This window comes from Streptomyces sannanensis (genome assembly GCF_039536205.1).
GTDB lineage: Bacteria > Actinomycetota > Actinomycetes > Streptomycetales > Streptomycetaceae > Streptomyces > Streptomyces sannanensis.
Map to the genome: position 1 here is coordinate 1,733,936 of NZ_BAAAYL010000001.1, position 26,629 is coordinate 1,760,564.

Here is a 26,629-nt window from a genome sequence, read left to right on the forward strand (position 1 = left end):
GGATAGTCCATTCCAGCATGCGGACGTTGCTGGTGGGGGAAGGGTGCGACAGGCGGGCGACACTGCCCACGGCGCCTGACAGTCATGCCCGGCAGCCACGATCCCGAAACCACTGAGTAACGAAGTGGTTGTGCAGGCGCCCGCATGGTGTCACCCCACAGCGATGCCGAACAAGGTCCCCAGGACATATGTCACACCCGCGGCCGCGCCACCCAGCGCGAGCTGGCGCAGCCCGCTGAACCACCAGGAGCGCGCGGTGACCTTCGCGACCAGCGCACCGCAGGCGAAGAGCCCGAGGAGCGCCAGCGCCACGGCCGGCCACAGGGCCGTGGCACCCAGCAGATACGGCAGTACGGGCAGGAGGGCGCCCAGCGCGAACGAGCCGAACGACGACACGGCGGCGACCAGCGGCGACGGCAGGTCGTCCGGGTCGATGCCGAGCTCTTCGCGCGCATGGATCTCCAGCGCCAGCTCGGGGTCCCTGGAGAGCTGCGTCGCCACCTCGCGGGCGAGCTCGGGCTCGACGCCGCGCGACACGTAGAGGGCCGCCAGCTCCTCCATCTCGTCCACCGGGTGCTTGCGCAACTCCCGCCGCTCGACATCGAGTTCGGCCTGGACGAGCTCGCGCTGCGAGGCGACGGAGGTGTACTCGCCGGCCGCCATGGAGAAGGCGCCCGCGGCGAGTCCGGCGAGACCCGTGATGACGATGGTCTGCTGCGAGACCTGACCACCCGCCACACCGGTCATCAGAGCCAGATTGGAGACCAGTCCATCCATCGCGCCGAACACGGCGGGGCGAAGCCAGCCGCCGTTGACGTCCCGGTGGGAGTGGTTGTCCCGGTGCGCCTCGTGAAGCGCCGCCTCGGTGTCGATGATTGCCACAACTCTCCCCTTCTCCAGGGCCGCGCAGTCGGCCCTACTCCCCCTCAACACCCTCGAAAATACGCACGATGTAAGGACCGCGCCAGCAAGGCAGGCCGTACTTACCCAGCACTCGCGCGCTCATTCGTGCATTCCCCACGCCCAAATGTTCACCCGGCTGACAGACGCGTCCCATGGGTCACATGTGGCACAGATGCATCGACAAGCCCTCCCCCAAGCTCTCGGCTCCTCCCCCGCTCTCGGCTCCGCTCGAGCGGGGGGACCCCCAGGGCAGGGGGCACCCCCATTCGCGAATGCGAGGGCAGTGATGAAGTCGACTGCATGCGATGCATGGATGCTGCGCGAGCGGGCCCGCGGCGCGCTGCTCGGACTCGCCGTCGGGGACGCGCTCGGCGCCCCCGCCGAGAACATGAAACCCTCCGAGATCCGCAAGCGCTGGGGCCGTATCAATGGCTACGTCACCGACAATCCGGCCGGTACGGACGACACGGAGTACGCGATCTTCTCCGGGCTTCTGCTGGCCCGGCACGGCTCCGCGCTGACCGTCTCTCATGTCGAGACCGCCTGGCACCACTGGATCGCCGACCGCGACGAAGGCCCTTTCCGCGGGGCGGGCTTCAGCGAACGCGGCACCCTGGAGAACCTGCGCCGCGGGCTCGCCGCGCCCAACAGCGCCCAGCACCGGCACGCCTGGAGCGACGGCCTGGCCATGCGAGCCGCGCCCTTCGGTGTCTTCGCGGCCGGCCGCCCCGCCGAGGCCGCCCGGCTGGTCGCCGTCGACGGCTGCGTCAGCCACGACGGCGAGGGCATCTACGGCGGCCAGGCCGTCGCCGCCGGAGTCGCGGCGGCGATGACCGGTGACGACCCCCACGCGGTCGTCGCCGCGGCGCTCTCCGTCATCCCGGCCGACTCCTGGACGGCCCGCTCCCTGCGCCGCGCGGTGGCCGCCGCGCGCCGCGGTGAGCGCGCGGTGCGCTCGGCCGTCGTCATCGGCGGCTACCCGTGGACCGACCTCGCCCCCGAGGCGGTCGGCCTCGCCTTCGGCGCCTTCACGGCAGCCCGCGGCGACTTCACGGCATCGGTCCTGACTGCGGTCAACATGGGCCGTGACGCCGACACGACAGCCGCCGTGGCGGGCGCACTGGCCGGCGCACTGGCCGGCGCCTCGGCCATCCCACCGGGCTGGTCCTCGGCCATCGGCCCGGTCTGCGGCAGTTGCCTCCCCTCGATGCGCGGCTATCACGTCCTCGACATCGCGGACCTCCTCGTCCCCGACGACGACGCGCAGGCCGCGTCATGAGCCCCGCCCCGTACGGCTCCGCGGACCCGTCCCGGCTCCCGGAGGGCGAAGCAGCCCCCCACCTTTCGGATACGGGGGAAGGCCCCCAGCCCCCACAACCCGCCGGCGCGCACCGGCCGGCCCCACCCACTGGGCCCGAGCCCGGGCAGCCCCGGCGGTGGGCGACGATCAAGCCCGTCCGGCGATCGAGGACGGATCCACCGGGCCACCGCAGCGGGGCGCCATACCACGCCTCGGCCCGGACGACGCGGCCCGACGCACACCGGCGCATCGAGGGCGTCCTTCTCGGGCTCGCCGCCGGTGATGCCGCCGGGTGGCCCTCCGCCCGGCACCGCGCCGCGCGCATGCCCGAGTGGACCCGGCGCCTCACCCGCGAGCTCGACACCTTCGCCGAGCAGAACGCCACAACCACCCTCCCCGTCCCGATCGCCCTCAACCAGCCCCCGGAGCCCCTCCGGCTCGGCCCGTCCGACGACGCCGAATGGGCGGCCTTCGCCGCCGAGATGATCCTCACCGCCTCCGGCGACCCGCTCTCCCACCTCCCCCTGGACCGCCGTATGCGGGCCGCGGTCGACCTCGCCTGGAACACCCTCGCCAGCGAGGTCTCCGCGGCCGCCGACCGGGCACCCGAGGTGGAGTCCGCCGTACTTCCCCTGCGCGCCCGGATCTCCGTACGCGCCGGCCTCGGCAATCTCGCCACCGGTCTGCGCCCGCCCGCCACCGGCCACGACAATCCGCACTACTTCGACGACGCGGCCTGCGTACGGGCCGCCGTCCTGGCCGCCGTCCACCCCGGTGACCCGGCCGCCGCCGCGGAACTCGCAGAGTTCGACGCCCGGTACACGCAGGACGGCGACGGTGTGCACGGCGCCCGTGCGATGGCGGCGGCCGTCGCCGCGGCCCTGGCAGGGGCGGACGTCGGCACGGCCGTCGACACGGCTCTCGCCGAGCTCCCCGAGGGTACCGAGATCGGCCGCAACGCCCGGCACGCCGTGAAGCTGGCGCGCGGCGCCGACAGCGCCTTCGCGCTCGTACCCGTCCTCGAGCACGAGATCGTCGACCACGTCTACAGCTACGGCATCGCCGCCGCAGAGACCGTCCCGGTCGCCCTCGCCCTGGCCACCGCAGCCCGCGGCGAGGTCACCCACGCCGTGCCCGCCGCCGCCTGCCTGTCCCGGGTCGCCGACTCGGCCCCCGCCCTCGCCGGCGCGCTGACCGGCGCGCTCGCCGGAGGCGCGGCGCTGCCGCCCGCCTGGCGGGACGCCTGCCGCACCCTGTCCGGCTGTGCGCTGCCCCGGCTCGCCGGTACGGATCTGGTGGAACTCGCCGAGTTCCTCGCACACACGCTGCACTCACCCCGGGGACACCCCCCGGACCCCCGGTCACACCCCGGTACCCCCGGCCACGAACCCGGTGACCCGCCCCATCGGTTCCGAATCCCCGGCTCGACGTACCCGGCCTGCAACCACCCCAGGTGGACAATTCCGACATGACTCTCACATTGGACGATCGGATCACGGGCAGCCTGGTCGGTGCGGCGGTCGGTGACGCGCTCGGCGGCCCGGTCGAGGGCTGCACCCCGGAGCAGATCGTGGAGCGGCACGGCGGCCGTGTAAACGGCATCGTCGGCCCGTTCCACGAGAACTGGCGCACCGCGCGCCCCATCGCGCCGTACCACAAGGGTGACGGGCACGTCACCGACGACACCCTGATGACGCACGCGCTCGTACGCGTCTACGACACCGTCCGCGACCACCTCGACGCCTACGCCGTCGCCGACCACCTCGTCCCCGAACTCACCGCGAAGACGGTCTGGATCCCCGAACTCGAGGCCGAAGCCCTTCCCCTGCAGCGTGTCTTCCTCGCCGAGAAGTGGATCGTGGCCCGCCTTCACTACGGCCATGCCGACCCGCGCGAAGCCGGCACCGGAAACATCGTCAACTGCGGTGCGGCGATGTACATGGCCCCGGTCGGTCTGGTCAACGCGGCCGGGCCGGCCGCCGCGTACGCCGAGGCCCTCGACATCGCGGGCGCCCACCAGTCGTCGTACGGACGCGAGGCGGCCGGAGTGCTGGCCGCGGCCGTCGCCGCCGCCTGCGCACCGGGCGCCACCCCCGCCTCGGTCGTCGACACCTGCCTGTCCCTCGCCAAGGACGGTACCCGCGCCGCGATCGAGGCGGCCGCCGAAGTAGCCGTCCGTCACGACGACTTCGAATCCGCGCTGCACCCGCTGCGTACCGCCGTCGCCCCCTTCGACACGGTCGGCCCCGACTACCGCAATCCGTCGCTGGCCGCCCGCCGCCCCTCCCGGCTGCACTCCGTCGAGGAACTCCCCATCGCCCTGGCCATGCTCCTCGTCGCCGACGGCGACTACCGCCGTGCCGTACTGGCCTCCGTCAACTACGGCCGGGACTGCGACTCGATCGCCACCATGGCCGGGGCGATCGCCGGCGCCCTGCACGGCGAGTCCGCCGTCCCCTCCGACTGGACCGAGCAGGTCGCCGAGGCGAGCCGCCTCGACCTGCACGCCCCGGCCCGTACGCTCGCCAAGGTCGCCCGCGAGGTGTACGCCCGCGACCGCGAACGCCGTCGCGCCCACGAGGCCGCGTTCGACGCGCTGGCGGGTCCGGAATGCGCGTGACCTGGGTCCAGCCCGAGGATCTGCTCGGCCACGAGCTCCGTCAGGCGGAGCAGGAGGGCCGTGACGCGTCGGCGGTCCGCGCCCGCTGGCTGGCGGCGGGCGGTCACGAGGCCCCGCCCCGCGCGGGCGCGTCCCCCGTCCCGGCGCCCGCGCACCTGCGCGCCCTGGCGGAACGCCTGCTCGACGAACTGGCGGCGCTGCCTTCGCCGTTGGCGCCGTACGAGCCGACGGAGTTCGCGTCCATCCGCGCCGCCTGTCCCACCTGGCCGGCGCAGGGCTCCTCCCCCGCCCCGCCCCTTCCCGAACCGGGGGAGGAAGCTCCCGGCCCCCCATGGCCGGGACGCCTCCCGGGCTCGGCTTCTCCACGCGGTGAAGCACGCGCGGAAGGGACTCCGGGGGCTCGGCCCCGGCTTCGGGAAGGGGCGGGACCGGGGAACTCCTCGGTGGCCCGCACCCCCACCGCCGAGCCCCCATCAGGAACGGACCCGAGCGCGCGGCCCGTGCCGGGCCGCGCAGGCAACGACGAACCGGGGCCCGGGGGCAGCCTCGGACCGGGACGCGGCGGGGCCGAAACCGACGACGCGCTCCTCACCCGCCTCCACGCCGCCTGGCTGGGCCGCGCCGCGGGGTGTCTCCTCGGCAAGCCCGTCGAGAAGCTCCCCCTCCACGCCATCCGCACCCTCGCCAGGGCAGCCGGCAACTGGCCCCTGGTCACCTGGTTCACCGCCAGGGGCGTCCCCGAAGACCTCCTCGCCGCCCACCCCTGGAACCGCCGCTCCGCCACCACCTCCCTCGCCGAGAACATCGACGGCATGCCCGAGGACGACGACCTCAACTACCCCCTGCTCGATCTGCTCCTTCTCAGGAGGTACGGCACGGCGTTCCGCACCTGCGACGTGGCGCGGCTCTGGCTCGACGAGCTCCCGGCCGGCCGTACGTTCACCGCCGAGCGCGTCGCCTACCGCAATCTCCTCCAGGGCATCGAGCCGCCCGCCACCGCCGTCCACCGCAACCCCTTCCGGGAGTGGATCGGCGCGCAGATCCGCGCCGACGTCCACGGCTGGACGAACCCCGGCGATCCGGCGGCCGCCGCCGAACAGGCCCACCGGGACGCCACGCTCACCCACACCGCCAACGGCGTGTACGGGGCCATGTTCGCGGCGGCGACGATCGCCGAAGCAGCGGGCGGCAGCGCGGACGTACACGGGTGCGTCGAAGCGGGCCTCGGCGTCGTCCCCCCGCACTCCCGCCTCGCCCGCGCCGTCCGGGCCGCGGTCACCGCGGCCCGCCGCACCGCGGACTTCGACGACGTCGTGGACCACCTCCACGCCCGGCACGCCGCGTACCACTGGGTGCACGCCGTCCCCAACGCCGCGCTGCTCGCCGCCGCGCTCACCCATGCGGAGGGGGACTTCACCGGCTCCATCTGCCGTGCCGTGTCCGGCGGTTGGGACACGGACTCCAACGGCGCCACGGCCGGCTGCGTCGCCGGCCTCCTCGCGGGCCACCCCGACGCGATCCCCGCACACTGGACCGCTCCGCTCAAGAACCGCCTCGCCACGACTGTCGCCGGCTTCGACGGCGTCGGCTTCGACACCCTCGCAGAGTTGACCTACCGGGAGGTACGGAGAAAATGACCCGCATCGCGGTGCTCGGCAGCACCAACATGGACCTCGTCGCCTATGTCGCACGCGCCCCGCAGCACGGGGAGACCGTCACGGGACGGGAGTTCCGTACCGTCCCCGGCGGCAAGGGCGCCAACCAGGCGATCGCCGCGGCCCGCTCGGGCGCCGAGGTGACGATGATCGGTGCCGTCGGCAACGACGACTTCGGCACCCGCCTGCGCGCCACGCTCGACCACAGCGGCGTCGACACCGACCTGCTGCGCACCGTCGAGGGTCCCAGCGGCACCGCGCACATCGTGGTCGACGACGAGGGCGGCAACGCGATCGTCGTCGTCCCCGGCGCGAACGGCACGGTCACCGCCCTCCACTATGACGACGAGGCGGCCATCACCGGGGCGGACGCCCTCCTCCTCCAGCTCGAGCTGCCCATGGACGGCGTCTTCGCCGGCGCGGACGCGGCCCGCCGCCATGGCGTACGCACCATCCTGACGCCCGCCCCGGTGCAGCCACTGCCGCCTGAACTCCTCGAAGCCACCGGCCTCCTGGTCCCCAATGAGCACGAGGCCGCCGCACTCACCGGCATCGCCGACCCGCACGAGGCGGTGACGGCCCTGCTGCGGCGTGTCCCCGAAGTGGTGATCACCCTCGGCGCGGCAGGCAGCATGTACGCGAGCCGTTTCGCGGAGCCGGTCACCGTGCCCGCTCCCCAGGTGCGGGCCGTGGACACCACCGCGGCCGGGGACACCTTCGTCGGGGCACTGGCGGTGGCGCTCGGCGAGGGCAGGCCGATGGAGAAGGCCATGGCATGGGCGTCGGCGGCCGCCGCGCTCTCCGTCCAGCGGCCCGGTGCGTCGTCCTCCATGCCGTACCGCTCCGAGATCGACGCGGAGGCCGCCGCCTCATGACCGCGCCCCTGACCGGACTGCGGGTCCTCGACCTCGCCACTCTCTTCGCCGGCCCGCTCGCGGCGACGATGCTCGGCGACTTCGGTGCAGAGGTCATCAAGGTCGAGCACCCGGCGAAGCCCGACCCGTCCCGGGGCCACGGCCCCGGCAAGGACGGCGTCGGCCTGTGGTGGAAGCTCCTCGGCCGCAACAAGCGCACCATCACCGCCGACCTCTCCACCCCGGGCGGCCGGGAGGTCCTGCTCCGGCTCGCCGCCGGATCCGACGTGGTCATCGAGAACTTCCGCCCCGGCACACTGGAGCGCTGGCGGCTCGGCTGGGACGAGCTGTCCGGGGCCAACCCCGGTCTCGTACTGGCCCGTGTCACCGGCTTCGGGCAGTTCGGCCCGTACAGCCGCCGCCCCGGTTTCGGCACGCTCGCCGAGGCGATGAGCGGCTTCGCCGCGATCACCGGCGAACCCGGGGGTCCGCCGACCCTGCCGCCGTTCGGCCTCGCCGACTCGATCGCGGCGCTGGCCACGTCGTACGCCGTGATGACCGCGCTCCGGGCGCGCGAGTCGACCGGCCGCGGACAGGTCGTGGACCTGGCGATCATCGAGCCGATCCTGACCGCGATCGGGCCCCACCCGCTCTGGTACGACCAGCTCGGATACGTCCAGCCGCGCACCGGTAACCGCTCCCGCAACAACGCCCCGCGCAATACGTACCGCACCGCGGACGGCAGCTGGCTCGCCGTCTCCACCTCCGCCCAGTCCATCGCGGAACGCGTGATGCGGCTGGTCGGCCGCCCCGATCTGATCGACGAGCCGTGGTTCGCCCACGGCAGCACCCGGGCCGAGCACGCCGACGAACTCGACGAGGCGGTCGGCGGCTGGATCGCCCGCCACAATCGTGACGAAGTGGTCGGGGCCTTCGAGAAGGCGGAGGCGGCGATCGCCCCCGTCTACGACATCCAGGACGTTCTGGCCGACCCCCACTACCGCGCCCTGGGCACCATCACCGAGGTACCCGACCCCGAGCTCGGCTCGCTGCGCATGCAGAACATCCTCTTCCGTCTCTCCGAGACCCCTGGCGCGATCCGCTGGGCCGGCCGCCCGCACGGCGCGGACACCGACACCGTCCTCGCCGAGCACGGCTTCTCCGCGTCCGACATCGCCAGGCTGCGCTCGGAGGACGCTCTGTGACTCCTCATCTGACCTGGCTGTACGCCCCGGGCGACCGCCCCCATGTGGTCGCCAAGGCCCTTGCGGCGGGCGCCGACGTGGTGATCGTCGACCTGGAGGACGCGGTCGCCCCGGAACGCAAACGGTACGCCCGGGAGGCCACGGCCGAGCTGCTCACCGAGCCCACGCCGGTCCCGGTCCATGTCCGCGTGAACGCCCTGGACGGCCCCCTGGCCGAGACCGACATCCGGATACTGGCGGCTCTGCCGGGCCTGTCCGGCCTGCGCCTTCCCAAGGTCACCCAGGCACGCGAGGTGCAGCACGTCAGCAGGCTGGCCCCGGAGATCCCCCTCTACGCCCTCCTGGAATCCGCCCTCGGCGTCGAACGCGCGTACACCATCGCCTCCGCGAACCGGGCCCTGCACGGCATCGGCCTCGGCGAGGCGGACCTCCGCGCGGACCTGGGAGTACGGAACGAGGCCGGCCTCGACTGGTCCCGCAGCCGGATCGTGGTCGCCGCCCGCGCGGCCAGGCTGCCCCCACCGGTCCAGTCGGTCTTCCCGGACGTCCGCGACCTTGAAGGACTCACAGCGTCCTGTGCCCGCGGCCGCGCCCTGGGCTTCCTGGGCCGGGCCGCGATCCATCCCCGCCAGCTGCCGGTCATCGAACGCGCCTACTTCCCCGCCCCGCAGGAGATCGCCGCCGCGGAGGAGGTCGTCAAGGCGGCCTCTACGGAAGCGGGCGCCCTGGCCCTCCCGGACGGCCGCTTCGTCGACGCGGCGGTGGTGGCCGCGGCCCGTCGCACCCTGGCCCTGGCCCAGCGCACGGGGTGAGGTCCGGGGGCAGGCCCCCGGACCCCCGGAACGCCCTTCGGGCGTTGTCATCGAACGCCGAACGGGCTCAAGCAGATCCTGTCCCGCGATGGAGAGCTGGAGGGAAACCCAGCGGTGGCCGAGGGAGGATCCGGGGCGGAGCCCCCCACGCGGCCGAGCCGCACAGTGTCCCTGCGGCGAGGGGCGAGGGTGGGGGATGGCAAAGGAGCCGCCGCCCACGTGGGACGGCGGCTCCGGCCGACACGAGCGGCCTCAGCTCTGCTTCGCGGCCTCCGCGCCGTTCCCCTCGGCGTCGGCATCCGTCGCCGCATCCTCGGAGCCCGAGGCGGCCGCCTCGGACGGGGCGTCGTCGGTCTCGGAGGCCTCGGCCTTCTCGGCCGCCTCCTCCTTCGCCGGCGCGGCCTCCACCGCCCCCGGCTCCACGATCTCCTCGCGGCCCGGCCGCAGCCGCGCCGAGACGACGATGTACGTCACCGCCAGCAGGAAGACGATGAGCGCCGTCCACACGTTGAGCCGGACGCCCAGAATGTGGTGCGCCTCGTCGACACGCATGTACTCGATCCAGGCGCGCCCGGCACAGTACGCCGCGACGTACAGCGCGAACGCCCGTCCGTGCCCCAGCCGGAAGCGGCGGTCGGCCCAGACCACCAGCAGCGCGACGCCCACACACCACAGGGACTCGTACAGGAACGTGGGGTGGTACAGCCCGCCCACCCGGTTGTCCGCCTCGGTGATCTTGAGCGCCCAGGGCAGATCGGTCGGCTTGCCGTACAGCTCCTGGTTGAACCAGTTGCCCCAGCGCCCGATGGCCTGCGCCAAGACGATACCGGGCGCGACGGCGTCGGCGTACGCGGGCAGCGGGATCCCCCTGCGCCGACAGCCGATCCACGCGCCCACCGCGCCCAGGGCGATGGCGCCCCAGATACCGAGGCCGCCCTCCCAGATCTTGAAGGCGTCGACCCAGTTCTTGCCCTCGCCGAAGTACAGCTGGTAGTCGGTGACGACGTGGTACAGCCGACCGCCGACAAGGCCGAAGGGCACCGCCCATACGGCGATGTCGGCCACGGTGCCGCTTCTGCCGCCGCGGGCGATCCAGCGTTTGTTGCCGTACCAGACGGCAACAAACACACCGATGATGATGCAGAGCGCGTAGCCGCGGAGCGGGATCGGTCCAAGATAGATCACGCCGGTCGACGGGCTGGGAATGTAGGCAAGGTCCATGGCAGAACCGACGCTACCCTGCCGGGCGGGAGGTACCGCAACCCACCCGGCAACGTCTGGATAACGAGCCGCCCTCTCGGACTCAGGAAGCGGCCGGGGACGGAGAAGCGCTCGCCGGCTTCTTGCCCTTGTTGGCCGCGGCGACCCACTTCTTCAGATTGGCCGTGGTGAGCGGCTCATTGCCCTTCGACGGGAAGATCGACTCCCCGTTGAGCAGCACGGTCGGCGTGCCGCCGTACTTGCCCGCCTTGAAGACCGCGTCGGACTTGTTCACCCAGCTGTCGTGCTTGCCGTCCTCGACACACGCGCGGAACGCCGGGGTGTCGAGACCGGGCACCTTGGCGGCCAGTTCGATCAGTCGGCTGTTCTTCGCGTACGCGTCCTCCAGCTCGGGAGGCTGATTGATGTACAGCACATCGTGGTAGGCGCTGAACTTCCCCGCGTCCTGCGCGCACGCGGCGGCATTGGCCGCGCGCAGCGAGCCGGTGCCGCGCAGATTGCGGTCGATGAGGCGGACGAGGTGGTACTCGACCTTCAGCTGCCCGGCCTTCTGCAGCTCGTGGACGGTGTCCCGGAATCCGTTCTCGAAGGAGCCGCAGGCCGGACAGCGGAAGTCCTCCCACACCGTGAGCGTGGACGGCGCGCCGGGCGCGCCGACGGGAATCGCCAGGCTGTCCTTCCCCTGGGCTCCGCTGGGCGCCACGGCCGGCCCTGCCGCTTCGCCGCCACCGCCGCGGTTGGCCGCGATCACTCCGACCACGGCGGCCAGGCCCAGCACGCACACGACAGCGGCGGAGACGATCAATGTGCGCCTGCGCTTCTCACGCACCTTGTTCCGCTCGCGTTCCTGGATGAGCCGCTCTCTGGCAGCCCGCTTTCCCTCACCACGATTGTTCTCGCTCACACCCGCTGCAACGAACCGGGGAGGCACTCTCGCGCCTCCCCGGTCCCAGATCCACCCATATGGGCGATGGCGTCAATTCCGGCGGACACCCCGGGCGAGCTCGCTCGCCAGCTCCCGCACGGCGGCCAGGCCGGCGGCCTCGTCGGGCGCGTCGAGGATGCGCTTCACGAACGCCGAACCGACGATCACACCGTCCGCGAACGCCGCGACCTCGGCGGCCTGCTCCGGGTTCGACACACCCAGCCCGACGCACACCGGGAGATCGGTGGTGGCACGCGTGCGCCGCACCAGGTCCTCTGCCTGCGCGCCCACGGACGCGCGCGTTCCGGTGACACCCATGAGGGAGGCCGCGTACACGAAGCCGGAACCAGCCGCCGTGATCTTCGCCAGCCGCTCGTCCGTGCTGCTCGGCGCCACCACGAAGACCGTGGCGAGGCCGTGCTGCTCGGCGTGCTTGCGCCACACCTCGGACTCCTGGACCGGCAGGTCGGGCAGGATGCACCCGGCGCCGCCCGCCTCCGCCAGCTCGGCGGTGAACCGTTCGATGCCGTAGCGGTCGATCGGGTTCCAGTACGTCATGACGAGGACCGGCTTACCGCTGGCCCGGTGGGCCTCCCGGACCGTACGCATCACATCGGCGATCTTCACTCCGCCGCGCAGCGCGATGTCGTCGGCGGTCTGGATGACCGGACCGTCGAGCACCGGATCGCTGTGCGGCAGCCCGATCTCGACGACATCGGCACCGGCGTCGAGCACGGCCTTGACCGCCTCGATGCCGCCGTCCACGGTCGGGAAACCTGCGGGGAGATAGGCGATGAGAGCGGCCCGGTCCTCGGACTTGGCCTTCGCCAGGGTGGCACTCAGCAGCTCGATGTTCCCGGCCATCACTTCGCCCCCTCTGCGTTCCCGTACAGCCCGAAGTAGCGGGCCGCCGTGTCCATGTCCTTGTCGCCGCGTCCGGACAGGTTGACGATCATCAGCCCGTCCGGGCCCAGCTCCTTGCCCAGCTCCAGCGCACCGGCCAGCGCATGGGCGCTCTCGATCGCCGGGATGATGCCCTCGGTGCGCGACAGCAGCCGCAGTGCCTCCATGGCCGCCTCGTCCGTGACAGCGCGGTACTCACCCCGCCCGCTGTCCTTCAGGTGCGAGTGCTCGGGCCCGATACCCGGGTAGTCCAGCCCCGCCGAAATCGAGTAGGGCTCGGTGATCTGGCCTTCCTCGTCCTGCAGCACATACGAACGCGAGCCGTGCAGGATGCCCGGCTCGCCCGCGGTCAGCGTGGCCGCGTGCTCCCCGGTCTCCAGGCCGTGCCCACCGGGCTCGCATCCCACCAGCCGCACATCGCTGTCCGGAATGAACGCGTGGAACAGCCCGATCGCGTTCGATCCACCGCCCACGCAGGCGACGACGGCGTCCGGCAGCCGGCCGGCGCGCTCCAGGATCTGCTTGCGCGCCTCGACCCCGATCACCCGGTGGAAGTCCCGCACCATGGCCGGGAACGGATGCGGCCCCGCGACGGTCCCGAAGAGGTAGTGGGTGTGGTCCACATTGGCGACCCAGTCGCGGAACGCCTCGTTGATGGCGTCCTTCAGGGTGCGGCTGCCGGACTTCACGGCGACGACCTCGGCGCCGAGCATCCGCATCCGGGCCACGTTCAGCGCCTGCCGCTGGGTGTCGACCTCACCCATGTAGATGGTGCACTCGAGCCCGAACAGCGCACACGCGGTCGCCGTGGCCACTCCGTGCTGCCCGGCCCCGGTCTCGGCGATGACCCGGGTCTTGCCCATGCGCTTGGTCAGCAGTGCCTGCCCGAGCACATTGTTGATCTTGTGCGACCCGGTGTGGTTCAGGTCCTCCCGCTTCAGGAAGACCCGCGCACCCCCCGCGTGCTCGGCGAACCGCGGCACCTCGGTCAGCGCGCTCGGCCGCCCGGTGTAGTTCTTCAGCAGGTCGTCGAGCTCACGGCCGAACTCGGGATCGGCCTTCGCCTTCTCGTACTCGACGGCGACCTCGTCGACGGCGGCGACCAGCGCCTCGGGGATGAACTTGCCGCCGAACGCACCGAAATACCCCTCGGCACTGGGGACCTGACCTTCCAGGTCGGGCTTGAAGAAGTCAGAAGACATTCCGACGTACTCCTCGACATCGCAAACGGGTGATTTCACCGTATGCGCGCGCCGGCGGTGTGCCATGGCTCCCCAGGTCAGGCCCCTCCCCCCTCACGCCCTCCGGGCCATGGCCCGCTCGGGTGCGCCTGCAAGGCCGTCCGGCGATCGAGGACGGGCTTCAGGACTCACCTGGCGGAGTACGCCACGTTCGAGCCTCTCCGGCGTTGAGGAGCAGGCCGGGGCCGAGCCCCGGCGGAGCCCCCACGCGGCGGAGCCGCACAGTGTCCCTGCGGGAAGGGGCGGGGTGGGGGAAAGCCCCCGACACCGCCGGCTGACGCGCCGCTGTGCGACGCCATCGCATCCCGTTGACCTGGCCCGGCTCGTCCCCGATGACATACCGCACCCGACGGCCGTGCACCCGCCGCGCGGGCGCGCGACAGCCCCGGGGGCGGCACCCCGGGGCAAGGCGAGCGGCGATGGCCATGGCGGAGGTCAGGCCCTTCCGTGCCGGATGGCCGGGTGCTCGCCGGCGGCCACCATGTCGGCCACCGCGGCCCTGGGGTCCTTGCCGGTCACCAGTGACTCGCCGACCAGCACCGCGTCGGCACCGGCGTTGGCGTAGGCGATCAGGTCGTGCGGGCCGCGGACGCCGGACTCGGCGACCTTGACGATGCCCTCCGGAATCTCGGGAGCGACACGCTCGAACGTGGAGCGGTCGACCTCGAGAGTCTTCAGATTGCGCGCGTTGACCCCGATGACCCGCGCTCCGGCCGCGACGGCCCGCTCGGCCTCCTCCTCGTCGTGAACCTCGACGAGCGGGGTGAGCCCGATGGACTCGGCACGCTCGATCAGCGACTCCAGGGCCGGCTGCTCGAGGGCGGCGACGATCAGCAGCGCGAGGTCGGCGCCGTAGGCACGGGCCTCCCACAGCTGGTAGGAGGTGACGATGAAGTCCTTGCGGAGCACCGGGATGTCGACCCGGGCCCGGACGGCCTCCAGGTCGGCCAGCGAACCGCCGAAGCGCCGCTGCTCGGTCAGTACGGAGATGACGGCCGCGCCGCCCGCCTCGTAGTCCGCCGCGAGCCCGGCCGGATCGGCGATGGCCGCGAGCGCGCCCTTGGAGGGACTGGAGCGCTTCACCTCGCAGATGACCTTGACGCCCTCGCCACGCAGCGCGGCCGCGCCGTCCCTGGCCTGCGGCGCCCGGGCCGCGCGCTCCTTGAGCTCGTCGAGGCTGACCCGGGCCTGCCGCTCTGCGAGGTCGGCACGGACGCCTTCGATGATCTCGTCGAGCACACTCACGCGAGCGGCCCCCTTCCGGGACGTTGATGATGAATCTGGATCAACCACGATGATGGTATCCGGCACGGGGGCGACGATGCGCGTCAGTCTCCCGTCGTCCCACACCCTGGAACACCATCGTGGAGGCGTCAGGGCGCCAGCACGGCGCCGAAGGGCAGATTCCTGGCCACCGAGAAGGTCAGGGCCACCGCCCCGACGGCCCACCAGTGGACGGGCCGCAGTGTGATCCGCAGAGGCCGTCCTCGTACGGCCCGTACGACCCACATGACCCACAGTACGGCGAAGGCCCCGTACCCGACGACCGCCAGGGCGTTGGCGCCGAGGGCGGCGGCCAGGTCGCCGTGCGCGAAGGCATGGGCGCTGCGCAGACCGCCGCAGCCCGGGCAGTAGATCCCGGTGAACCGGAGCAGCGGGCAGACGGGATAGTGGCCCGGCTCATTGGGGTCCACGGCGCCGACATAGGCGAAGGCTCCGACGACGCCCGCCAGGGTGCCCATGGGCACCAGCAGCCTGCGGGCGAGATGCGCACGGGCGGCGGGTGCGGGGCCGGAGGAAGAGGCAGACAAGACATCCACCCGGTGATTGTCCCCGCTCACGCAGAAAGGCGCAGCTCGCCGGAACGGAACTGCGCCTTGCTCGGAACCGGAGGTCCGGCCTCCTTACGAAGCCACGGCCTCGGCCTTGGCCTGCCGCGCGGCCTGCGCACGGCGGACCTGCTCGTCGAGGGAGACGGCCTCCTTGGGCGTGCCCATGCCCGCGACCTTCATCGCACCGCCGACGACGCCACCGAGGAGCACGACCCCGATGCTGGCCCAGAAGCCGACGCCGTTGGCCGCGACCATGAAGGCGCCCGCCGCGCAGAAGCCGATGAAGGAGATGATGACACCGGTCCAGGCGGCCGGGGTGTGTCCGTGGCTGCTGCCCGCCATGAGTTGCTCCTCGTAGGTGTTTCGCTGTGTCGCTTGAGCCGGACGCTCAACCTCATTGTCCCGCACCCGTGCGTGAGTGCGGCTCTGGGGTGGGCACGTCAGTCCCCGGTCGGGTCCTCGCCACGGTCCAAGGCCTTCCAGAGCTCCTCGGGCCGCTCCGGATCCCGCGGCGCCCGAGCGGTCCGCCGCTGCCCCGCGGAGTCCGCTTCGGTGCGCTCGTACCGCCCGCCCATGGAAGGCCAGACCGCGCCGAACCGCAACGCGAGGAGCCCGGCGGCCAGGATCAGCAGGCCGCCCGCCACCGTCACGTACGGCCAGCCGGTATGGGTGAGCCCGGACACGGCCGCAGCCGCGTCACCGCTGGTGGACGCGGCCTTCTCATCGAGGGCCGAGCGGTCGGAGGCCCCCAGGAAGGCGGTGGCGGCGGCACCCGCGCCGCTCAACGCAAGCAGCACCGAGACCAGCACGCGGCCGGTACGGCGGACGGCGAAGACGGCGACGAGCGCGGCCAGGCCGACGAGCGCCAGCGCGGCGGGGGCGCCGCTGACGTCCCGGCCGTCGGCGTCCAGCGACAGGGTGCCGCCGCCGACGGCGGTCGAGCCCTCGGCCCAGGTCTGTCCGGAGGCGAGCAGCACGACGACGGCGCCGAGAGCGCCGAGGAGCAGGGCGGCAGCGAGGCTGCGCCGGCCGTTGGTGACGGTCGGCGCGGCGTCGGTACGGCTGTGGGACGGGGGTGTCCCCTGCTCATGGGGTGTCCCCTGCTCATGGGGTTCCCCCCGCTCATGGGGGTCCCCCCGCTCGAGCGAAGCCGAGAGTGGGGGAGAAGCCGAGAGTGGGGGAGAAGCCGAGAGTGGGGGAGAAGTCGAGGGCTTGGGGGAGGGTACGGCACTCACGTACACCACTATCCCTCACCCGGTCAGTCGCGGCCGAGGCGGTTCGCGGTGTGCACCGCGCGCAGCACCGCGGCCGCCTTGTTGCGGCATTCGTTGTCCTCGGCCACGGGGTCGGAGTCGGCCACGACACCTGCTCCGGCCTGGACGTACGCGGTGCCGTCGCGCAGCAGCGCGGTGCGGATGGCGATGGCGGTGTCGGAGTCGCCTGCGAAGTCGAGATAACCGACGCAGCCGCCGTACAGACCGCGGCGCGAGGGCTCCAGCTCCTCGATGAGCTGCATGGCACGCGGCTTGGGCGCGCCCGAGAGCGTCCCGGCCGGGAAGCAGGCGGTCAGCACGTCGAAAGCGGTCCGCCCCTCCGCGACCCGCCCGGTCACGGTCGAGACGATGTGCATGACATGCGAGTACCGCTCGATGGACATGAAGTCGACGACCTCGACCGAGCCCGGCTCGCAGACCCGGCCCAGGTCGTTGCGGCCGAGGTCGACGAGCATCAGATGCTCGGCGCGCTCCTTGGAGTCGGCGAGCAGTTCCTCGGCGAGCGCCTGGTCCTCCTGGGGGGTGGCACCGCGGTGCCGGGTGCCGGCGATGGGGTGCACCATGGCACGCCCGTCCTCGACCTTGACCAGCGCCTCGGGGCTCGACCCGACCACGTCGAAGCCGTCGAAGCGGAAGAGGTACATGTACGGCGAGGGATTGGTGGCACGCAGCACCCGGTAGACGTCGAGGGCGCTCGCCGTGCAGGGGGTCTCGAAGCGCTGAGAGGGGACGATCTGGAAGGCGTCACCGGCCCTGATGTGCTCCTTGAGGCCCTCGACGGCGTCCTGGTAGGACTCGCCGCCCCAGCGGGCGGTGTACTCCGGCAGCTCGGATGCGGGCAGCGGGACCGGGGCGTACTCGGAGGGCCTCGCCAGGTCCGCCTCCATGGCGTCGAGGCGGGCGACGGCGTCGGCGTACGCCTCGTCGACGCCGGTGTCGAGGTCGTTGTGGTTGATCGCGTTGGCGATCAGCAGGACCGAGCCGTCCCAGTGGTCGAGCACCGCGAGGTCCGAGGTGAGCAGCATGGTCAGCTCGGGCAGCCTCAGCTCGTCCCGGGCGTGGTCGCCGATGCGCTCCAGGCGGCGCACGATGTCGTAGCCGAGGTAGCCGACCATGCCGCCGGTGAACGGCGGCATGCCCCCGGTGAGGTCGCGCGGGGTGTGCAGCACCTCGACGGTCGCGCGCAGCGCCTTCAGCGGGTCGCCGTCGACGGGCACGCCGACCGGCGGGGTGCCCAGCCAGTGGGCCCGGCCGTCCTTCTCGGTGAGGGTGGCGGCGGAACGCACGCCGATGAAGGAGTAGCGGGACCAGGAGCGGCCGTTCTCCGCGGATTCCAGCAGGAAGGTCCGGGGGCGCTCCGCGGCGAGTTTGCGGTAGAGCCCGACCGGGGTGTCGCCGTCTGCGAGAAGGCGGCGGCCGACGGGGATGACGCGGCGGTCGGCCGCCAGCTTGCGGAACGTCTCGAGATCCATGGCGCCCGACCCTACTGGCCCAGCGGAAGCACGTCGGCGTCGAAGCAGGTGCGGTCACCGGTGTGGCAGGCGGCGCCGACCTGGTCGACCTTGACGAGGACGGTGTCGGCGTCGCAGTCCAGTGCCACGGACTTCACATGCTGGACATGGCCCGAGGTGTCGCCCTTGACCCAGTACTCCTGGCGGCTGCGGCTCCAGTAGGTGGCGCGGCCGGTGGTCAGGGTGCGGTGCAGGGCCTCGTCGTCCATCCAGCCGAGCATCAGCACCTCCCCGGTGTCGTACTGCTGGGCGATGGCCGGGACCAGGCCGTCGGCGCTGCGCTTGAGCCGGGCGGCGACGACAGGGTCGAGTCCGCTGGGCGGGGTAATGCTGGTCATGCGCCCATTGTGCGTGACCATCCGGAGTGTCCGGCGGTGCGTCCACTGGGCGGACGCGCCGCACACCCGTACGCTTTCCATCATGTCGACCCATGCCAAGCGTGAACGACTCCTGCTCGCCGACCTGTTGGAGGCGGCGGGCCCCGAGAGCCCGACCCTGTGCGGCGGCTGGAAGACCCGCGATCTCGCGGCCCATGTGGTGGTCCGCGAGCGCCGCCCGGACGCGGCGGGCGGGATTCTGCTGGGGGTGCTGAAGGACCGCCTGGACCGAGTGCAGGCGGAGTTCGCCGCGAAACCGTACGACGAACTGATCCAGCTCATCCGTACCGGCCCACCGCGGTCGTCCGTGTACTCCCTCAAACAGCTCGACGAGGTGGCCAACACGGTCGAGTTCTACGTCCACTCCGAGGACGTACGCCGCGCCCACGACGACTGGACCCCCCGCGACCTCGACCCGGTCTTCGCCCAGGTCCTCTGGGCCCGCCTGGAGAAGATGGCCCGCGTCCTGGGCCGCAAGTCCCCGGTCGGGCTGGTGCTGCGCCGCCCCGACGGCCAGACCGCGGTCGCCCGCCGCGGTACCCCGGTGGTGACGGTGACCGGCGAACCGGGCGAGCTGCTGCTGTTCGCCTTCGGGCGCCAGAACGTGGCGCGAGTGGAGCTGGAGGGCGACAAGGAGGCCGTCGCCCGGGCCCAGGAGGCGGATCTGGGCATCTGATCGCTCGGCGCGCCCCGGACCATGGTCAGCAGTTCCGCGGGCGCAGCCGGATCATCGGAATGCCGGGGCGCACCTTGGCGATGGCGCCGAAGTCGTCATCGACGTGCAGGACCGTAAGCCGGTGCTGCTGTGCGGTCAGCGCGATGAGAATGTCCATGGGCGACGGCCCTCGATGGTGGCCGATGGCCACCAGGTCGCGCTGAATGGACATGACCCTCGGCCAGGGGTCATCCAGCGCAGGAACCCAACCGAATGTCTGGCTGAGCATGGTAGTGAAGGGCTCGTAGTCGCGCTCGGCACGCAGGCCCGGCATGAGCTCGCACTCCACGGGCGGGCAGATCGCCACCAACCCCTGAGCAACATGCCGGGGCCAGGGATCGTCGATCTGGCCGCGCAGGAAGCGCGACACGACCGACGTGTCCGCAAGATACATCACAGACCAGCCCGCTCCCGTTCGTCGAGAACATCGAAGTCGAGGTAGTACTCCGCGTTCTCCTGGAGCCAGCGCAGCGCACGCGCCCGGTCGTCCGCGCTGATCGCGGCCGCTATCGTCAACGCACGGTTGATGGTGTCCCGCTTGGTCGTGGTGCCAAGCTGCTGCTGGGCGAAGGCCAGCATCTTGTCATCGACATCGATCACGGTCCTGGCCATGCGGGCCTCCCGAGAAGCAGGGCGATATACGGAACGACATCAGTATATCGCCTCAGGCATCTGCGCGGTCGATTCCAGACAGGGCCCAGATCGCCGTCTCCGTGCCGCTCGACATGGGCGAAGAGTGGACAGCCGAGTCCAGGGAGCGTCTGGCGGCTGCCCGAGCCGCCCTCGTTCTCCCGCACCACACTCCGGATGCTTGACAACGACGATGGGGAATCAGTCACAGCCCCGCAGGGCCGGAAGGGCGACGGCCCTCGGGGCGGGGAGCGTCGTGCGGGTCGGAGGGCCGGGCGCGCTGCATCATCGGTGGCGTGATCAAGATCGCCATGACCAGTGTCTACGTCGACGACCAGCAGAAGGCCCTCGCCTTCTACACCGACGTCCTCGGGTTCGAGACCCGCACGAACATCGACCTGGGCCACGCCGCATTCGTCACCGTGGGCGCGCGGGGCGGAGCACAGGACGTGGAGCTGCTGCTGGAGCCGGGCGACAGCCCGATCGCCCGCGACTACACGACGGCGCTGCGCGAGGCCGGGCTGCCGTGCATCGCCTTCTCGGTGGACGACCTGCGCGCCGAGTACGAGCGGCTGACCGGCCTCGGGGTGCGCTTCACCCAGCCGCCCACCGCGCAGGGACCGGTGCTGACCGCGGTGCTGGACGACACCGTCGGGAATTTCGTCCAGCTGACGCAGCGGATCTAGCGGACCGGGTGGCCGGCGGCCCTCAGTGTGTCCTTGACCTGGGAGATGCGCAGGTCGCCGAAGTGGAAGACAGAGGCGGCCAGCACCGCGTCCGCGCCGGCCTCGATGGCCGGGGGAAAGTCGGCGAGCTTGCCGGCCCCGCCGGAGGCGATCACCGGGACGGTGACGTGCTTGCGCACGGCCGCGATCATCTCGATGTCGTAGCCGTCCTTGGTGCCGTCCGCGTCCATCGAGTTCAGCAGGATCTCGCCGGCGCCCAGCTCGGCCGCACGGTGCGCCCACTCGACGGCGTCGATGCCGGCGCCCCGGCGGCCGCCGTGCGTGGTGACCTCGAAGCGGCCCGACGGGGTACGGCGGGCGTCCACGGACAGGACCAGCACCTGCCGGCCGAAGCGCTCGGCGATCTCGCGGATCAGCTCGGGGCGGGCGATGGCCGCGGTGTTGACGCCGACCTTGTCGGCACCGGCCCGCAGCAGCTTGTCGACGTCGTCGGCGGAGCGGACACCGCCGCCGACGGTCAGCGGGATGAAGACCTGCTCGGCGGTGCGCCGCACCACGTCGTACGTGGTCTCGCGGTCACCGGAGGACGCCGTGATGTCGAGGAAGGTCAGCTCGTCGGCGCCCTCGGCGTCGTACAGCTTGGCCATCTCGACGGGGTCGCCGGCGTCGCGAAGGTTCTGGAAGTTGACGCCCTTGACCACCCGGCCGTTGTCCACGTCCAGGCAGGGGATGACTCGGACCGCCAGGGTCATGACTGGTCACCTTTCGGGGGTCCGGGGGTCGTCCCCCGCCCCGGGTAATTCAGCCTCGGAAGGCTTCTAGTTCTACTTCGACCAGGATGCGCGGGTCGACGAATCCCTCGACCACCAACAGGGTCGAGACGGGGCGTACGGAGTCGAAGAGCTCCTTGTGGGCCCTGCTCGCCTCGTCAACGTCACGCACATGGCTCAGATACATACGGGTGCGGATCACGGACTCGATGCCGAGCCCGAACTCCCTCAACGCGTTGATCGCGTTGCCGAAGGCGACCATGGTCTGCTCGTACGGGTCGCCCTCGCCGAACAGGACCCGCCCCTTGAAGGACGTGGTGCCGGCCACGGACACCCGGTCGCCCGCCGCGACGGCGCGCGCGAAGCCGATGGTCTCTTCCCAGGGACTGTCGCTCTGCACGCGCCGCACGGCCTCGGTCATCGGGAGACTTCCTCCAGTGCCTCTTCCAGGGTGAACGCCTTCGCGTACAGCGCCTTACCGACGATCGCGCCCTCGACACCCTGCGGCACCAGCTCGGCGATGGCCCGCAGGTCGTCCAGGGAGGAGACGCCGCCTGAGGCCACGACGGGCTTGTCGGTGGCCGCGCAGACGTTCTTCAGCAGCTCCAGGTTGGGGCCCTGGAGGGTGCCGTCCTTGGCGATGTCGGTGACGACGTAACGGGCGCAGCCCTCGGAGTCGAGGCGGGCCAGCGTCTCGTAGAGGTCGCCCCCGTCACGGGTCCAGCCGCGGCCCCGCAGGGTGGTGCCGCGTACGTCCAGACCGACCGCGATCCTGTCGCCGTGCTCGGCGATGACCTTGGCGACCCACTCGGGGGTCTCCAGTGCGGCGGTGCCGAGGTTGACCCGGGTGCAGCCGGTGGCGAGGGCCGCGGCGAGGGTGTCGTCGTCGCGGATGCCGCCCGACAGCTCCACCTTGATGTCCATGACCTCGGTGACCTCGCGGACCAGCGCACGGTTGTCCCCAGTGCCGAACGCGGCGTCCAGGTCGACCAGGTGCAGCCACTCGGCGCCGGAACGCTGCCAGGCGAGTGCGGCGTCCAGCGGGGAGCCGTACGAGGTCTCCGTACCGGACTCGCCGTGGACGAGGCGCACGGCCTGGCCGTCGCGGACGTCGACGGCGGGGAGGAGTTCGAGCTTCGCCATTACAGAGTGCCAATCCAGTTGGTGAGGAGCTGGGCGCCGGCGTCGCCGGACTTCTCGGGGTGGAACTGGGTCGCCCACAGCACGCCGTTCTCGACGGCGGCGACGAAGGGCTCGCCGTGCGTGGCCCAGGTCACCTTGGGGGCGCGCATGGCCGGATTGGTGACCTCCAGGCTCCACTCGTGCGCGGCGTAGGAGTGCACGAAGTAGAACCGGGCGTCCGCGTCGAGGCCCGCGAACAGTTCGGAGTCCTCGGGTGCCTTGACGGTGTTCCAGCCCATGTGCGGCACGACCGGGGCCTTCAGCGGCCCGACCGTACCGGGCCACTCGTCCAGGCCCTCGGTCTCCACGCCGTGCTCGATGCCCCGCTCGAAGAGGATCTGCATACCGACGCAGATGCCCATGACGGGGCGGCCGCCGGACAGCCGGCGGTCGACGACCCAGTGGCCGCGGGCCTCCTTCAGCCCGGCCATGCAGGCGGAGAAGGCGCCGACGCCGGGGACGAGGAGCCCGTCGGCGTTCATGGCCTCGTCGAAGTCACGGGTGATCTCGACGTCCGCACCGACCCGGGCGAGGGCCCGCTCGGCGGAACGCACATTGCCGAAGCCGTAGTCGAAGACGACGACCTTCTTGGTGGCGCTCAACTCCACACCTCCAGCCTCAGCACGCCGGCCGCCAGGCACATGGCGGCACTGACGCCGAGCAGCACGATGACGCTCCTGGGCATCTTCTGCTTGCTGAAGGAAATCACTCCGCCGAGCAGGAAGAGTCCCACGACGATCAGAACAGTGGAAAGGCCGTTCACAGGGCGCCCTTCGTCGACGGAATGATCCCGGCCGCGCGCGGGTCACGCTCGGACGCGTACCGCAGGGCGCGGGCCAGGGCCTTGAACTGACACTCCACGATGTGGTGGGCGTTGCGCCCGTACGGGACGTGGACGTGCAGGGCGATCTGGGCCTGAGCGACGAACGACTCCAGGATGTGCCGGGTCATCGTGGTGTCGTACGTGCCGATCATCGGCGCCATGTTGTCCGGCTCGGTGTGCACCAGGTAGGGGCGGCCGGAGAGATCGACGGTGACCTGGGCGAGCGACTCGTCCAGCGGGACCGTGCAGTTGCCGAAGCGGTAGATGCCGACCTTGTCGCCCAGGGCCTGCTTGAAGGCGGCGCCGAGGGCGAGGGCCGTGTCCTCGATCGTGTGGTGCGTGTCGATGTGCAGGTCGCCGTCGGTCTTGACGGTCAGGTCGAACAGACCGTGGCGGCCCAGCTGGTCGAGCATGTGGTCGTAGAAGCCGACCCCGGTGGAAATGTCGGTCCTGCCGCTGCCGTCGAGGTCCATCTCGACGACGACGGAGGTCTCCTTGGTGGTGCGCTCGACGCGGCCAATGCGGCTCATGCGCTCTGCTCCTTCATGCCTTTCGGGGGTCCGGGGGTCGCCCCCCGCACAGCGCGTACCGCATCGAGGAACGCGTCGTTCTCTTCCGGGGTACCGGCGGTGACCCGCAGCCAGCCCGGTACGCCGTTGTCCCGGACCAGGACGCCCTGGTCGAGGATTTTCTGCCAGGCGGCGTGAGAGTCGGGGAACTTGCCGAACTGGACGAAGTTGGCGTCCGATTCGGTGACCTCGCAGCCGATGGCCCGCAGCCCGTCGACCAGGCGGTCGCGCTCGGCTTTCAGCTGCTCGACGTACCCGAGCAGCGTATCGGTGTGCTCCAGGGCGGCCAGCGCGGTGGCCTGGGTGACGGCGGACAGGTGGTACGGCAGGCGGACCAGCTGCACGGCGTCGACCACGGCGGGGTGCGCGGCCAGGTAGCCGAGGCGCAGACCCGCCGCGCCGAAGGCCTTCGACATGGTGCGGGAGATGACCAGGTTCGGCCGGCCCTCGATCAGCGGCAGCAGCGAGGGACGGTGGCTGAACTCGACATAGGCCTCGTCCACGACGACCAGAGACAGCTTCGTGGCCTGGGCCGCCTCGTACAGCGCGAGGACCGTCTCGGCTTCGACCGCCGTGCCGGTGGGGTTGTTGGGCGAGGTGATGAAGACGACGTCCGGTTCGTTCTCGGTGATCGCCTTCTCGGCCGCCTCGGGATCGATCGTGAAGTCGTCGTTGCGCGGACCGGAGATCCAGCCGGTGCCGGTGCCGCGCGCGATCAGGCCGTGCATCGAGTACGAGGGCTCGAAGCCGATGGCCGTACGCCCCGGTCCGCCAAAGGTCTGCAGCAGCTGCTGGATGACCTCGTTGGAGCCGTTCGCCGCCCAGACGTTCTCCATGCCGACGGGGTGCTTGCCGGTACGGGTCAGATACTCGGCCAGCTCGGTGCGCAGCTCCACCGCGTCCCGGTCGGGGTAGCGGTTGAGCCCGCGGGCGGCCTCCGCGACACGCTCGGCGATCCGCCGGACCAGCTGCTCGGGCAGCGGGTACGGGTTCTCGTTGGTGTTCAGCTGTACGGGCACGTCGAGCTGGGGCGCGCCGTACGGGGACTTGCCACGCAGCTCGTCCCGGATGGGGAGATCGTCGATGCCGATGTCGCTCACTTGCCGGGCACCTTCCTCCCCCACAGCGCTTCGCGCGTGGGGGTACCCCCACCCCACAGCGCTTCGCGGTTGGGGGTACCCCCACCGAACCTTGCCTTGAGCGCCGCCCCGTGGGCCGGCAGGTCCTCCGCCTCGGCGAGCGTCACCACATGGTGGGTGACCTCGGCCAGCGCGTCCCGGGTGTAGTCCACGATGTGGATGCCGCGAAGGAAGGACTGCACGGACAGGCCGGAGGAGTGGCAGGCGCAGCCGCCGGTGGGCAGCACATGGTTGGAGCCGGCGCAGTAGTCGCCGAGCGAGACGGGCGCCCAGGGGCCGACGAAGACCGCGCCCGCGTTGCGGACCCGCTCGGCGACGGCGGCGGCGTCCGCGGTCTGGATCTCCAGGTGTTCGGCGCCGTACGCGTTGACGACCCGCAGGCCCTCCTCGACGCCGTCGACCAGCACGATCGCGGACTGCTTGCCGGACAGGGCCGGGACGATCCGGTCCTCGACGTGCTTGGTGGCCGCGATCTGGGTCCCGAGCTCCCGCTCGACCGCGTCGGCGAGCTCGACGGAGTCGGTGACCAGGACGGCCGCGGCCAGCGGGTCGTGCTCGGCCTGGCTGATCAGGTCGGCCGCGACGTGCACGGGGTCGGCGGTGGCGTCCGCGAGAACCGCGATCTCGGTCGGGCCGGCCTCGGTGTCGATGCCGATGCGGCCGGTGAAGTAGCGCTTGGCGGCGGCGACCCAGACATTGCCGGGGCCGGTGACCATGTTGGCCGGGGCGCACTCCTCGGTGCCGTACGCGAACATCGCGACGGCCTGGGCGCCTCCGGCGGCGTACACCTCGTCGACGCCCAGCAGCGCGCAGGCGGCCAGGATCGTGGGGTGGGGAAGCCCGCCGGCTGTGTCTCCTTCGAAACGGGGCCGCTGCGGCGGGGACGCGAGCGCGATGGACTCGACGCCCGCCTCCTGCGCGGGAACCACGTTCATCACGACGGACGACGGGTACACGGACCGGCCGCCCGGCGCGTACAGGCCGACCCGCTCGACCGGCACCCACTTCTCGGTGACCGTGCCGCCGGGCACCACCTGGGTGGTGTGCGTGGCCCGGCGCTGCTCGCGGTGGACGGTCCTGGCGCGCCGGATCGATTCCTCCAGGGCGGCCCTGACGTCGGGGTCCAGCTGGTCCAGCGCCTCGGTGAGGGCTTCCTCGGGCACCCTTGTCCGGTCCAGCTTCACGCCGTCGAATTTCTCCGCGAAATCGATCAGCGCCGCCGTCCCGCGATGATGCACGGCCTCGCAGATCGGCCGCACCTTCTCCAGGGCGGCTTCCACATCGAACTCGGCACGGGGCAGCAGGTCGCGCAGGGCGCCACCCTCCGGGAGGGCATCGCCACGCAGATCAATACGAGAAATCACGCGTCAATTCTCTCAGACCGCGCACAACGACCGGCCACCCGTATCAATGGCTGATACACGCCCCGGATGTCACACAGGGCCACTAGCGTTCACTCCATCATCAGCGATGGAGATCATC

At 71.7% G+C, this 26,629-nt stretch carries 31 protein-coding genes; 9 read left to right on the forward strand and 22 right to left on the reverse strand.

Annotated features, from left to right (window positions below; translation table 11 throughout):
* Window positions 1-150: 150 nt before the first annotated feature.
* Window positions 151-882: a VIT1/CCC1 transporter family protein gene (locus ABD858_RS08015; RefSeq protein WP_345035487.1), complete on the reverse strand. Its 732-nt coding sequence runs from the start codon at window positions 880-882 to the stop codon at window positions 151-153.
* A 334-nt stretch (window positions 883-1,216) separates the two neighbouring features.
* On the opposite strand from ABD858_RS08015, the gene ABD858_RS08020 reads away from it, so the two are divergent.
* The 7 genes from ABD858_RS08020 to ABD858_RS08050 are packed head-to-tail and all read left to right on the forward strand — an operon-like array spanning window position 1,217 to window position 9,349.
* Window positions 1,217-2,182, forward strand: a complete 966-nt coding sequence (locus tag ABD858_RS08020) for an ADP-ribosylglycohydrolase family protein (RefSeq protein ID WP_345035488.1) — start codon at window positions 1,217-1,219, stop codon at window positions 2,180-2,182.
* Window positions 2,179-3,675, forward strand: a complete 1,497-nt coding sequence (locus tag ABD858_RS08025; protein WP_425586168.1) for an ADP-ribosylglycohydrolase family protein — start codon at window positions 2,179-2,181, stop codon at window positions 3,673-3,675. Before ABD858_RS08020 ends, ABD858_RS08025 begins: the two co-directional genes overlap by 4 nt.
* Window positions 3,672-4,823 carry an ADP-ribosylglycohydrolase family protein gene (locus ABD858_RS08030; protein WP_345035489.1) on the forward strand — a complete coding sequence of 384 codons (1,152 nt, stop codon included), beginning with the start codon at window positions 3,672-3,674 and terminating at the stop codon, window positions 4,821-4,823. The genes ABD858_RS08025 and ABD858_RS08030 overlap by 4 nt, the downstream gene beginning before the upstream one ends.
* Complete coding sequence (locus ABD858_RS08035; RefSeq protein ID WP_345035491.1) at window positions 4,814-6,460, forward strand: ADP-ribosylglycohydrolase family protein; 1,647 nt, start codon at window positions 4,814-4,816, stop codon at window positions 6,458-6,460. The genes ABD858_RS08030 and ABD858_RS08035 overlap by 10 nt, the downstream gene beginning before the upstream one ends.
* Window positions 6,457-7,353: a ribokinase gene (rbsK, locus tag ABD858_RS08040; protein WP_345035492.1), complete on the forward strand. Its 897-nt coding sequence runs from the start codon at window positions 6,457-6,459 to the stop codon at window positions 7,351-7,353. Before ABD858_RS08035 ends, rbsK begins: the two co-directional genes overlap by 4 nt.
* A complete protein-coding gene (locus ABD858_RS08045) occupies window positions 7,350-8,537 on the forward strand; it encodes a CaiB/BaiF CoA transferase family protein (protein WP_345035493.1) in 1,188 nt (395 codons plus the stop codon). Before rbsK ends, ABD858_RS08045 begins: the two co-directional genes overlap by 4 nt.
* Window positions 8,534-9,349, forward strand: coding sequence for an HpcH/HpaI aldolase/citrate lyase family protein (locus ABD858_RS08050; protein ID WP_345035494.1), 816 nt, complete (start codon window positions 8,534-8,536; stop codon window positions 9,347-9,349). The genes ABD858_RS08045 and ABD858_RS08050 overlap by 4 nt, the downstream gene beginning before the upstream one ends.
* Window positions 9,350-9,601: 252 nt before the next feature.
* Here the strand turns inward: ABD858_RS08050 and lgt are convergent, their stop codons facing one another.
* The 11 genes from lgt to hisI form a co-directional block, all read right to left on the reverse strand.
* On the reverse strand, window positions 9,602-10,570 hold the full coding sequence (lgt, locus tag ABD858_RS08055; protein ID WP_345035495.1) for a prolipoprotein diacylglyceryl transferase: 969 nt from the start codon (window positions 10,568-10,570) through the stop codon (window positions 9,602-9,604).
* A gap of 82 nt (window positions 10,571-10,652) precedes the next feature.
* On the reverse strand, window positions 10,653-11,474 hold the full coding sequence (locus ABD858_RS08060; protein ID WP_345035497.1) for a DsbA family protein: 822 nt from the start codon (window positions 11,472-11,474) through the stop codon (window positions 10,653-10,655).
* A 72-nt stretch (window positions 11,475-11,546) separates the two neighbouring features.
* The gene (trpA, locus tag ABD858_RS08065) at window positions 11,547-12,359 is read right to left on the reverse strand and encodes a tryptophan synthase subunit alpha (RefSeq protein ID WP_345035498.1); all 813 of its coding nucleotides are present in this window, start codon (window positions 12,357-12,359) and stop codon (window positions 11,547-11,549) included.
* Window positions 12,359-13,600: a tryptophan synthase subunit beta gene (trpB, locus tag ABD858_RS08070; RefSeq protein ID WP_345035500.1), complete on the reverse strand. Its 1,242-nt coding sequence runs from the start codon at window positions 13,598-13,600 to the stop codon at window positions 12,359-12,361. Before trpB ends, trpA begins: the two co-directional genes overlap by 1 nt.
* Before the next feature lie 160 nt (window positions 13,601-13,760).
* Window positions 13,761-14,066, reverse strand: a complete 306-nt coding sequence (trpM, locus tag ABD858_RS36760) for a tryptophan biosynthesis modulator TrpM (protein WP_425586169.1) — start codon at window positions 14,064-14,066, stop codon at window positions 13,761-13,763.
* An 8-nt stretch (window positions 14,067-14,074) separates the two neighbouring features.
* Entirely contained in the window at window positions 14,075-14,884 is an 810-nt protein-coding gene (gene trpC / locus ABD858_RS08075) for an indole-3-glycerol phosphate synthase TrpC (protein ID WP_345035501.1), read from the reverse strand.
* A 128-nt stretch (window positions 14,885-15,012) separates the two neighbouring features.
* The gene (locus tag ABD858_RS08080) at window positions 15,013-15,459 is read right to left on the reverse strand and encodes a DUF2752 domain-containing protein (RefSeq protein ID WP_345035502.1); all 447 of its coding nucleotides are present in this window, start codon (window positions 15,457-15,459) and stop codon (window positions 15,013-15,015) included.
* Window positions 15,460-15,543: 84 nt separating this feature from the next.
* Window positions 15,544-15,813 (reverse strand): HGxxPAAW family protein, encoded by a 270-nt coding sequence (locus ABD858_RS08085; RefSeq protein ID WP_345035503.1) that lies wholly within the window; start codon window positions 15,811-15,813, stop codon window positions 15,544-15,546.
* A gap of 98 nt (window positions 15,814-15,911) precedes the next feature.
* A complete protein-coding gene (locus ABD858_RS08090) occupies window positions 15,912-16,706 on the reverse strand; it encodes a TIGR02234 family membrane protein (protein WP_425586170.1) in 795 nt (264 codons plus the stop codon).
* 23 nt (window positions 16,707-16,729) lie between these two features.
* Window positions 16,730-18,217, reverse strand: a complete 1,488-nt coding sequence (locus ABD858_RS08095; protein ID WP_345035505.1) for an anthranilate synthase component I — start codon at window positions 18,215-18,217, stop codon at window positions 16,730-16,732.
* Between the two features lie 11 nt (window positions 18,218-18,228).
* Window positions 18,229-18,594, reverse strand: a complete 366-nt coding sequence (gene hisI, locus ABD858_RS08100; protein WP_345035506.1) for a phosphoribosyl-AMP cyclohydrolase — start codon at window positions 18,592-18,594, stop codon at window positions 18,229-18,231.
* 82 nt (window positions 18,595-18,676) lie between these two features.
* On the opposite strand from hisI, the gene ABD858_RS08105 reads away from it, so the two are divergent.
* Window positions 18,677-19,309 carry a TIGR03085 family metal-binding protein gene (locus ABD858_RS08105; protein ID WP_345035507.1) on the forward strand — a complete coding sequence of 211 codons (633 nt, stop codon included), beginning with the start codon at window positions 18,677-18,679 and terminating at the stop codon, window positions 19,307-19,309.
* 25 nt (window positions 19,310-19,334) lie between these two features.
* On the opposite strand, the gene ABD858_RS08110 is transcribed toward ABD858_RS08105, so the two are convergent.
* Both ABD858_RS08110 and ABD858_RS08115 read right to left on the reverse strand, forming a co-directional pair.
* Window positions 19,335-19,742 carry a PIN domain-containing protein gene (locus ABD858_RS08110; protein WP_345035509.1) on the reverse strand — a complete coding sequence of 136 codons (408 nt, stop codon included), beginning with the start codon at window positions 19,740-19,742 and terminating at the stop codon, window positions 19,335-19,337.
* Window positions 19,742-19,960: a type II toxin-antitoxin system VapB family antitoxin gene (locus ABD858_RS08115; protein ID WP_345035510.1), complete on the reverse strand. Its 219-nt coding sequence runs from the start codon at window positions 19,958-19,960 to the stop codon at window positions 19,742-19,744. The genes ABD858_RS08110 and ABD858_RS08115 overlap by 1 nt, the downstream gene beginning before the upstream one ends.
* A 314-nt stretch (window positions 19,961-20,274) precedes the next feature.
* On the opposite strand from ABD858_RS08115, the gene ABD858_RS08120 reads away from it, so the two are divergent.
* Window positions 20,275-20,664, forward strand: a complete 390-nt coding sequence (locus ABD858_RS08120) for a VOC family protein (RefSeq protein WP_345035511.1) — start codon at window positions 20,275-20,277, stop codon at window positions 20,662-20,664.
* On the opposite strand, the gene hisF is transcribed toward ABD858_RS08120, so the two are convergent.
* From hisF to hisD, 8 genes are read right to left on the reverse strand one after another with little or no spacing between them, the layout of a single operon-like run.
* Window positions 20,661-21,416 carry an imidazole glycerol phosphate synthase subunit HisF gene (gene hisF, locus ABD858_RS08125; protein WP_345035512.1) on the reverse strand — a complete coding sequence of 252 codons (756 nt, stop codon included), beginning with the start codon at window positions 21,414-21,416 and terminating at the stop codon, window positions 20,661-20,663. The genes ABD858_RS08120 and hisF overlap by 4 nt on opposite strands.
* Window positions 21,417-21,465: 49 nt before the next feature.
* Entirely contained in the window at window positions 21,466-21,855 is a 390-nt protein-coding gene (locus ABD858_RS08130; RefSeq protein WP_345035514.1) for a RidA family protein, read from the reverse strand.
* Window positions 21,852-22,577: a bifunctional 1-(5-phosphoribosyl)-5-((5-phosphoribosylamino)methylideneamino)imidazole-4-carboxamide isomerase/phosphoribosylanthranilate isomerase PriA gene (gene priA, locus ABD858_RS08135; protein ID WP_345035515.1), complete on the reverse strand. Its 726-nt coding sequence runs from the start codon at window positions 22,575-22,577 to the stop codon at window positions 21,852-21,854. Before priA ends, ABD858_RS08130 begins: the two co-directional genes overlap by 4 nt.
* Window positions 22,577-23,224, reverse strand: coding sequence for an imidazole glycerol phosphate synthase subunit HisH (gene hisH / locus ABD858_RS08140; RefSeq protein ID WP_345035516.1), 648 nt, complete (start codon window positions 23,222-23,224; stop codon window positions 22,577-22,579). The genes priA and hisH overlap by 1 nt, the downstream gene beginning before the upstream one ends.
* Window positions 23,215-23,379 carry a hypothetical protein gene (locus ABD858_RS08145; protein WP_345035517.1) on the reverse strand — a complete coding sequence of 55 codons (165 nt, stop codon included), beginning with the start codon at window positions 23,377-23,379 and terminating at the stop codon, window positions 23,215-23,217. The genes hisH and ABD858_RS08145 overlap by 10 nt, the downstream gene beginning before the upstream one ends.
* The gene (gene hisB / locus ABD858_RS08150; protein ID WP_345035519.1) at window positions 23,376-23,969 is read right to left on the reverse strand and encodes an imidazoleglycerol-phosphate dehydratase HisB; all 594 of its coding nucleotides are present in this window, start codon (window positions 23,967-23,969) and stop codon (window positions 23,376-23,378) included. The genes ABD858_RS08145 and hisB overlap by 4 nt, the downstream gene beginning before the upstream one ends.
* Window positions 23,966-25,108, reverse strand: a complete 1,143-nt coding sequence (locus ABD858_RS08155) for a histidinol-phosphate transaminase (RefSeq protein ID WP_345035520.1) — start codon at window positions 25,106-25,108, stop codon at window positions 23,966-23,968. Before ABD858_RS08155 ends, hisB begins: the two co-directional genes overlap by 4 nt.
* The gene (hisD, locus tag ABD858_RS08160) at window positions 25,105-26,511 is read right to left on the reverse strand and encodes a histidinol dehydrogenase (RefSeq protein ID WP_345035522.1); all 1,407 of its coding nucleotides are present in this window, start codon (window positions 26,509-26,511) and stop codon (window positions 25,105-25,107) included. Before hisD ends, ABD858_RS08155 begins: the two co-directional genes overlap by 4 nt.
* Between the last annotated feature and the right edge of the window lie 118 nt (window positions 26,512-26,629).

Coding starts and splice junctions, on each gene's coding strand:
- ABD858_RS08020 (WP_345035488.1), top strand. CDS start 1,217: ATGCTGCGCGAGCGGGCCCGCGGCGCGCTGCTCGGACTCGCCGTCGGG.
- ABD858_RS08025 (WP_425586168.1), top strand. CDS start 2,179: ATGAGCCCCGCCCCGTACGGCTCCGCGGACCCGTCCCGGCTCCCGGAG.
- ABD858_RS08030 (WP_345035489.1), top strand. CDS start 3,672: ATGACTCTCACATTGGACGATCGGATCACGGGCAGCCTGGTCGGTGCG.
- ABD858_RS08035 (WP_345035491.1), top strand. CDS start 4,814: ATGCGCGTGACCTGGGTCCAGCCCGAGGATCTGCTCGGCCACGAGCTC.
- rbsK (WP_345035492.1), top strand. CDS start 6,457: ATGACCCGCATCGCGGTGCTCGGCAGCACCAACATGGACCTCGTCGCC.
- ABD858_RS08045 (WP_345035493.1), top strand. CDS start 7,350: ATGACCGCGCCCCTGACCGGACTGCGGGTCCTCGACCTCGCCACTCTC.
- lgt (WP_345035495.1), bottom strand. CDS start 10,570: ATGGACCTTGCCTACATTCCCAGCCCGTCGACCGGCGTGATCTATCTT.
- trpA (WP_345035498.1), bottom strand. CDS start 12,359: ATGGCCGGGAACATCGAGCTGCTGAGTGCCACCCTGGCGAAGGCCAAG.
- trpB (WP_345035500.1), bottom strand. CDS start 13,600: ATGTCTTCTGACTTCTTCAAGCCCGACCTGGAAGGTCAGGTCCCCAGT.
- trpM (WP_425586169.1), bottom strand. CDS start 14,066: ATGGCCATCGCCGCTCGCCTTGCCCCGGGGTGCCGCCCCCGGGGCTGT.
- ABD858_RS08085 (WP_345035503.1), bottom strand. CDS start 15,813: ATGGCGGGCAGCAGCCACGGACACACCCCGGCCGCCTGGACCGGTGTC.
- ABD858_RS08095 (WP_345035505.1), bottom strand. CDS start 18,217: ATGGATCTCGAGACGTTCCGCAAGCTGGCGGCCGACCGCCGCGTCATC.
- hisI (WP_345035506.1), bottom strand. CDS start 18,594: ATGACCAGCATTACCCCGCCCAGCGGACTCGACCCTGTCGTCGCCGCC.
- ABD858_RS08105 (WP_345035507.1), top strand. CDS start 18,677: ATGTCGACCCATGCCAAGCGTGAACGACTCCTGCTCGCCGACCTGTTG.
- ABD858_RS08110 (WP_345035509.1), bottom strand. CDS start 19,742: ATGTATCTTGCGGACACGTCGGTCGTGTCGCGCTTCCTGCGCGGCCAG.
- ABD858_RS08115 (WP_345035510.1), bottom strand. CDS start 19,960: ATGGCCAGGACCGTGATCGATGTCGATGACAAGATGCTGGCCTTCGCC.
- hisF (WP_345035512.1), bottom strand. CDS start 21,416: ATGACCCTGGCGGTCCGAGTCATCCCCTGCCTGGACGTGGACAACGGC.
- ABD858_RS08130 (WP_345035514.1), bottom strand. CDS start 21,855: ATGACCGAGGCCGTGCGGCGCGTGCAGAGCGACAGTCCCTGGGAAGAG.
- priA (WP_345035515.1), bottom strand. CDS start 22,577: ATGGCGAAGCTCGAACTCCTCCCCGCCGTCGACGTCCGCGACGGCCAG.
- hisB (WP_345035519.1), bottom strand. CDS start 23,969: ATGAGCCGCATTGGCCGCGTCGAGCGCACCACCAAGGAGACCTCCGTC.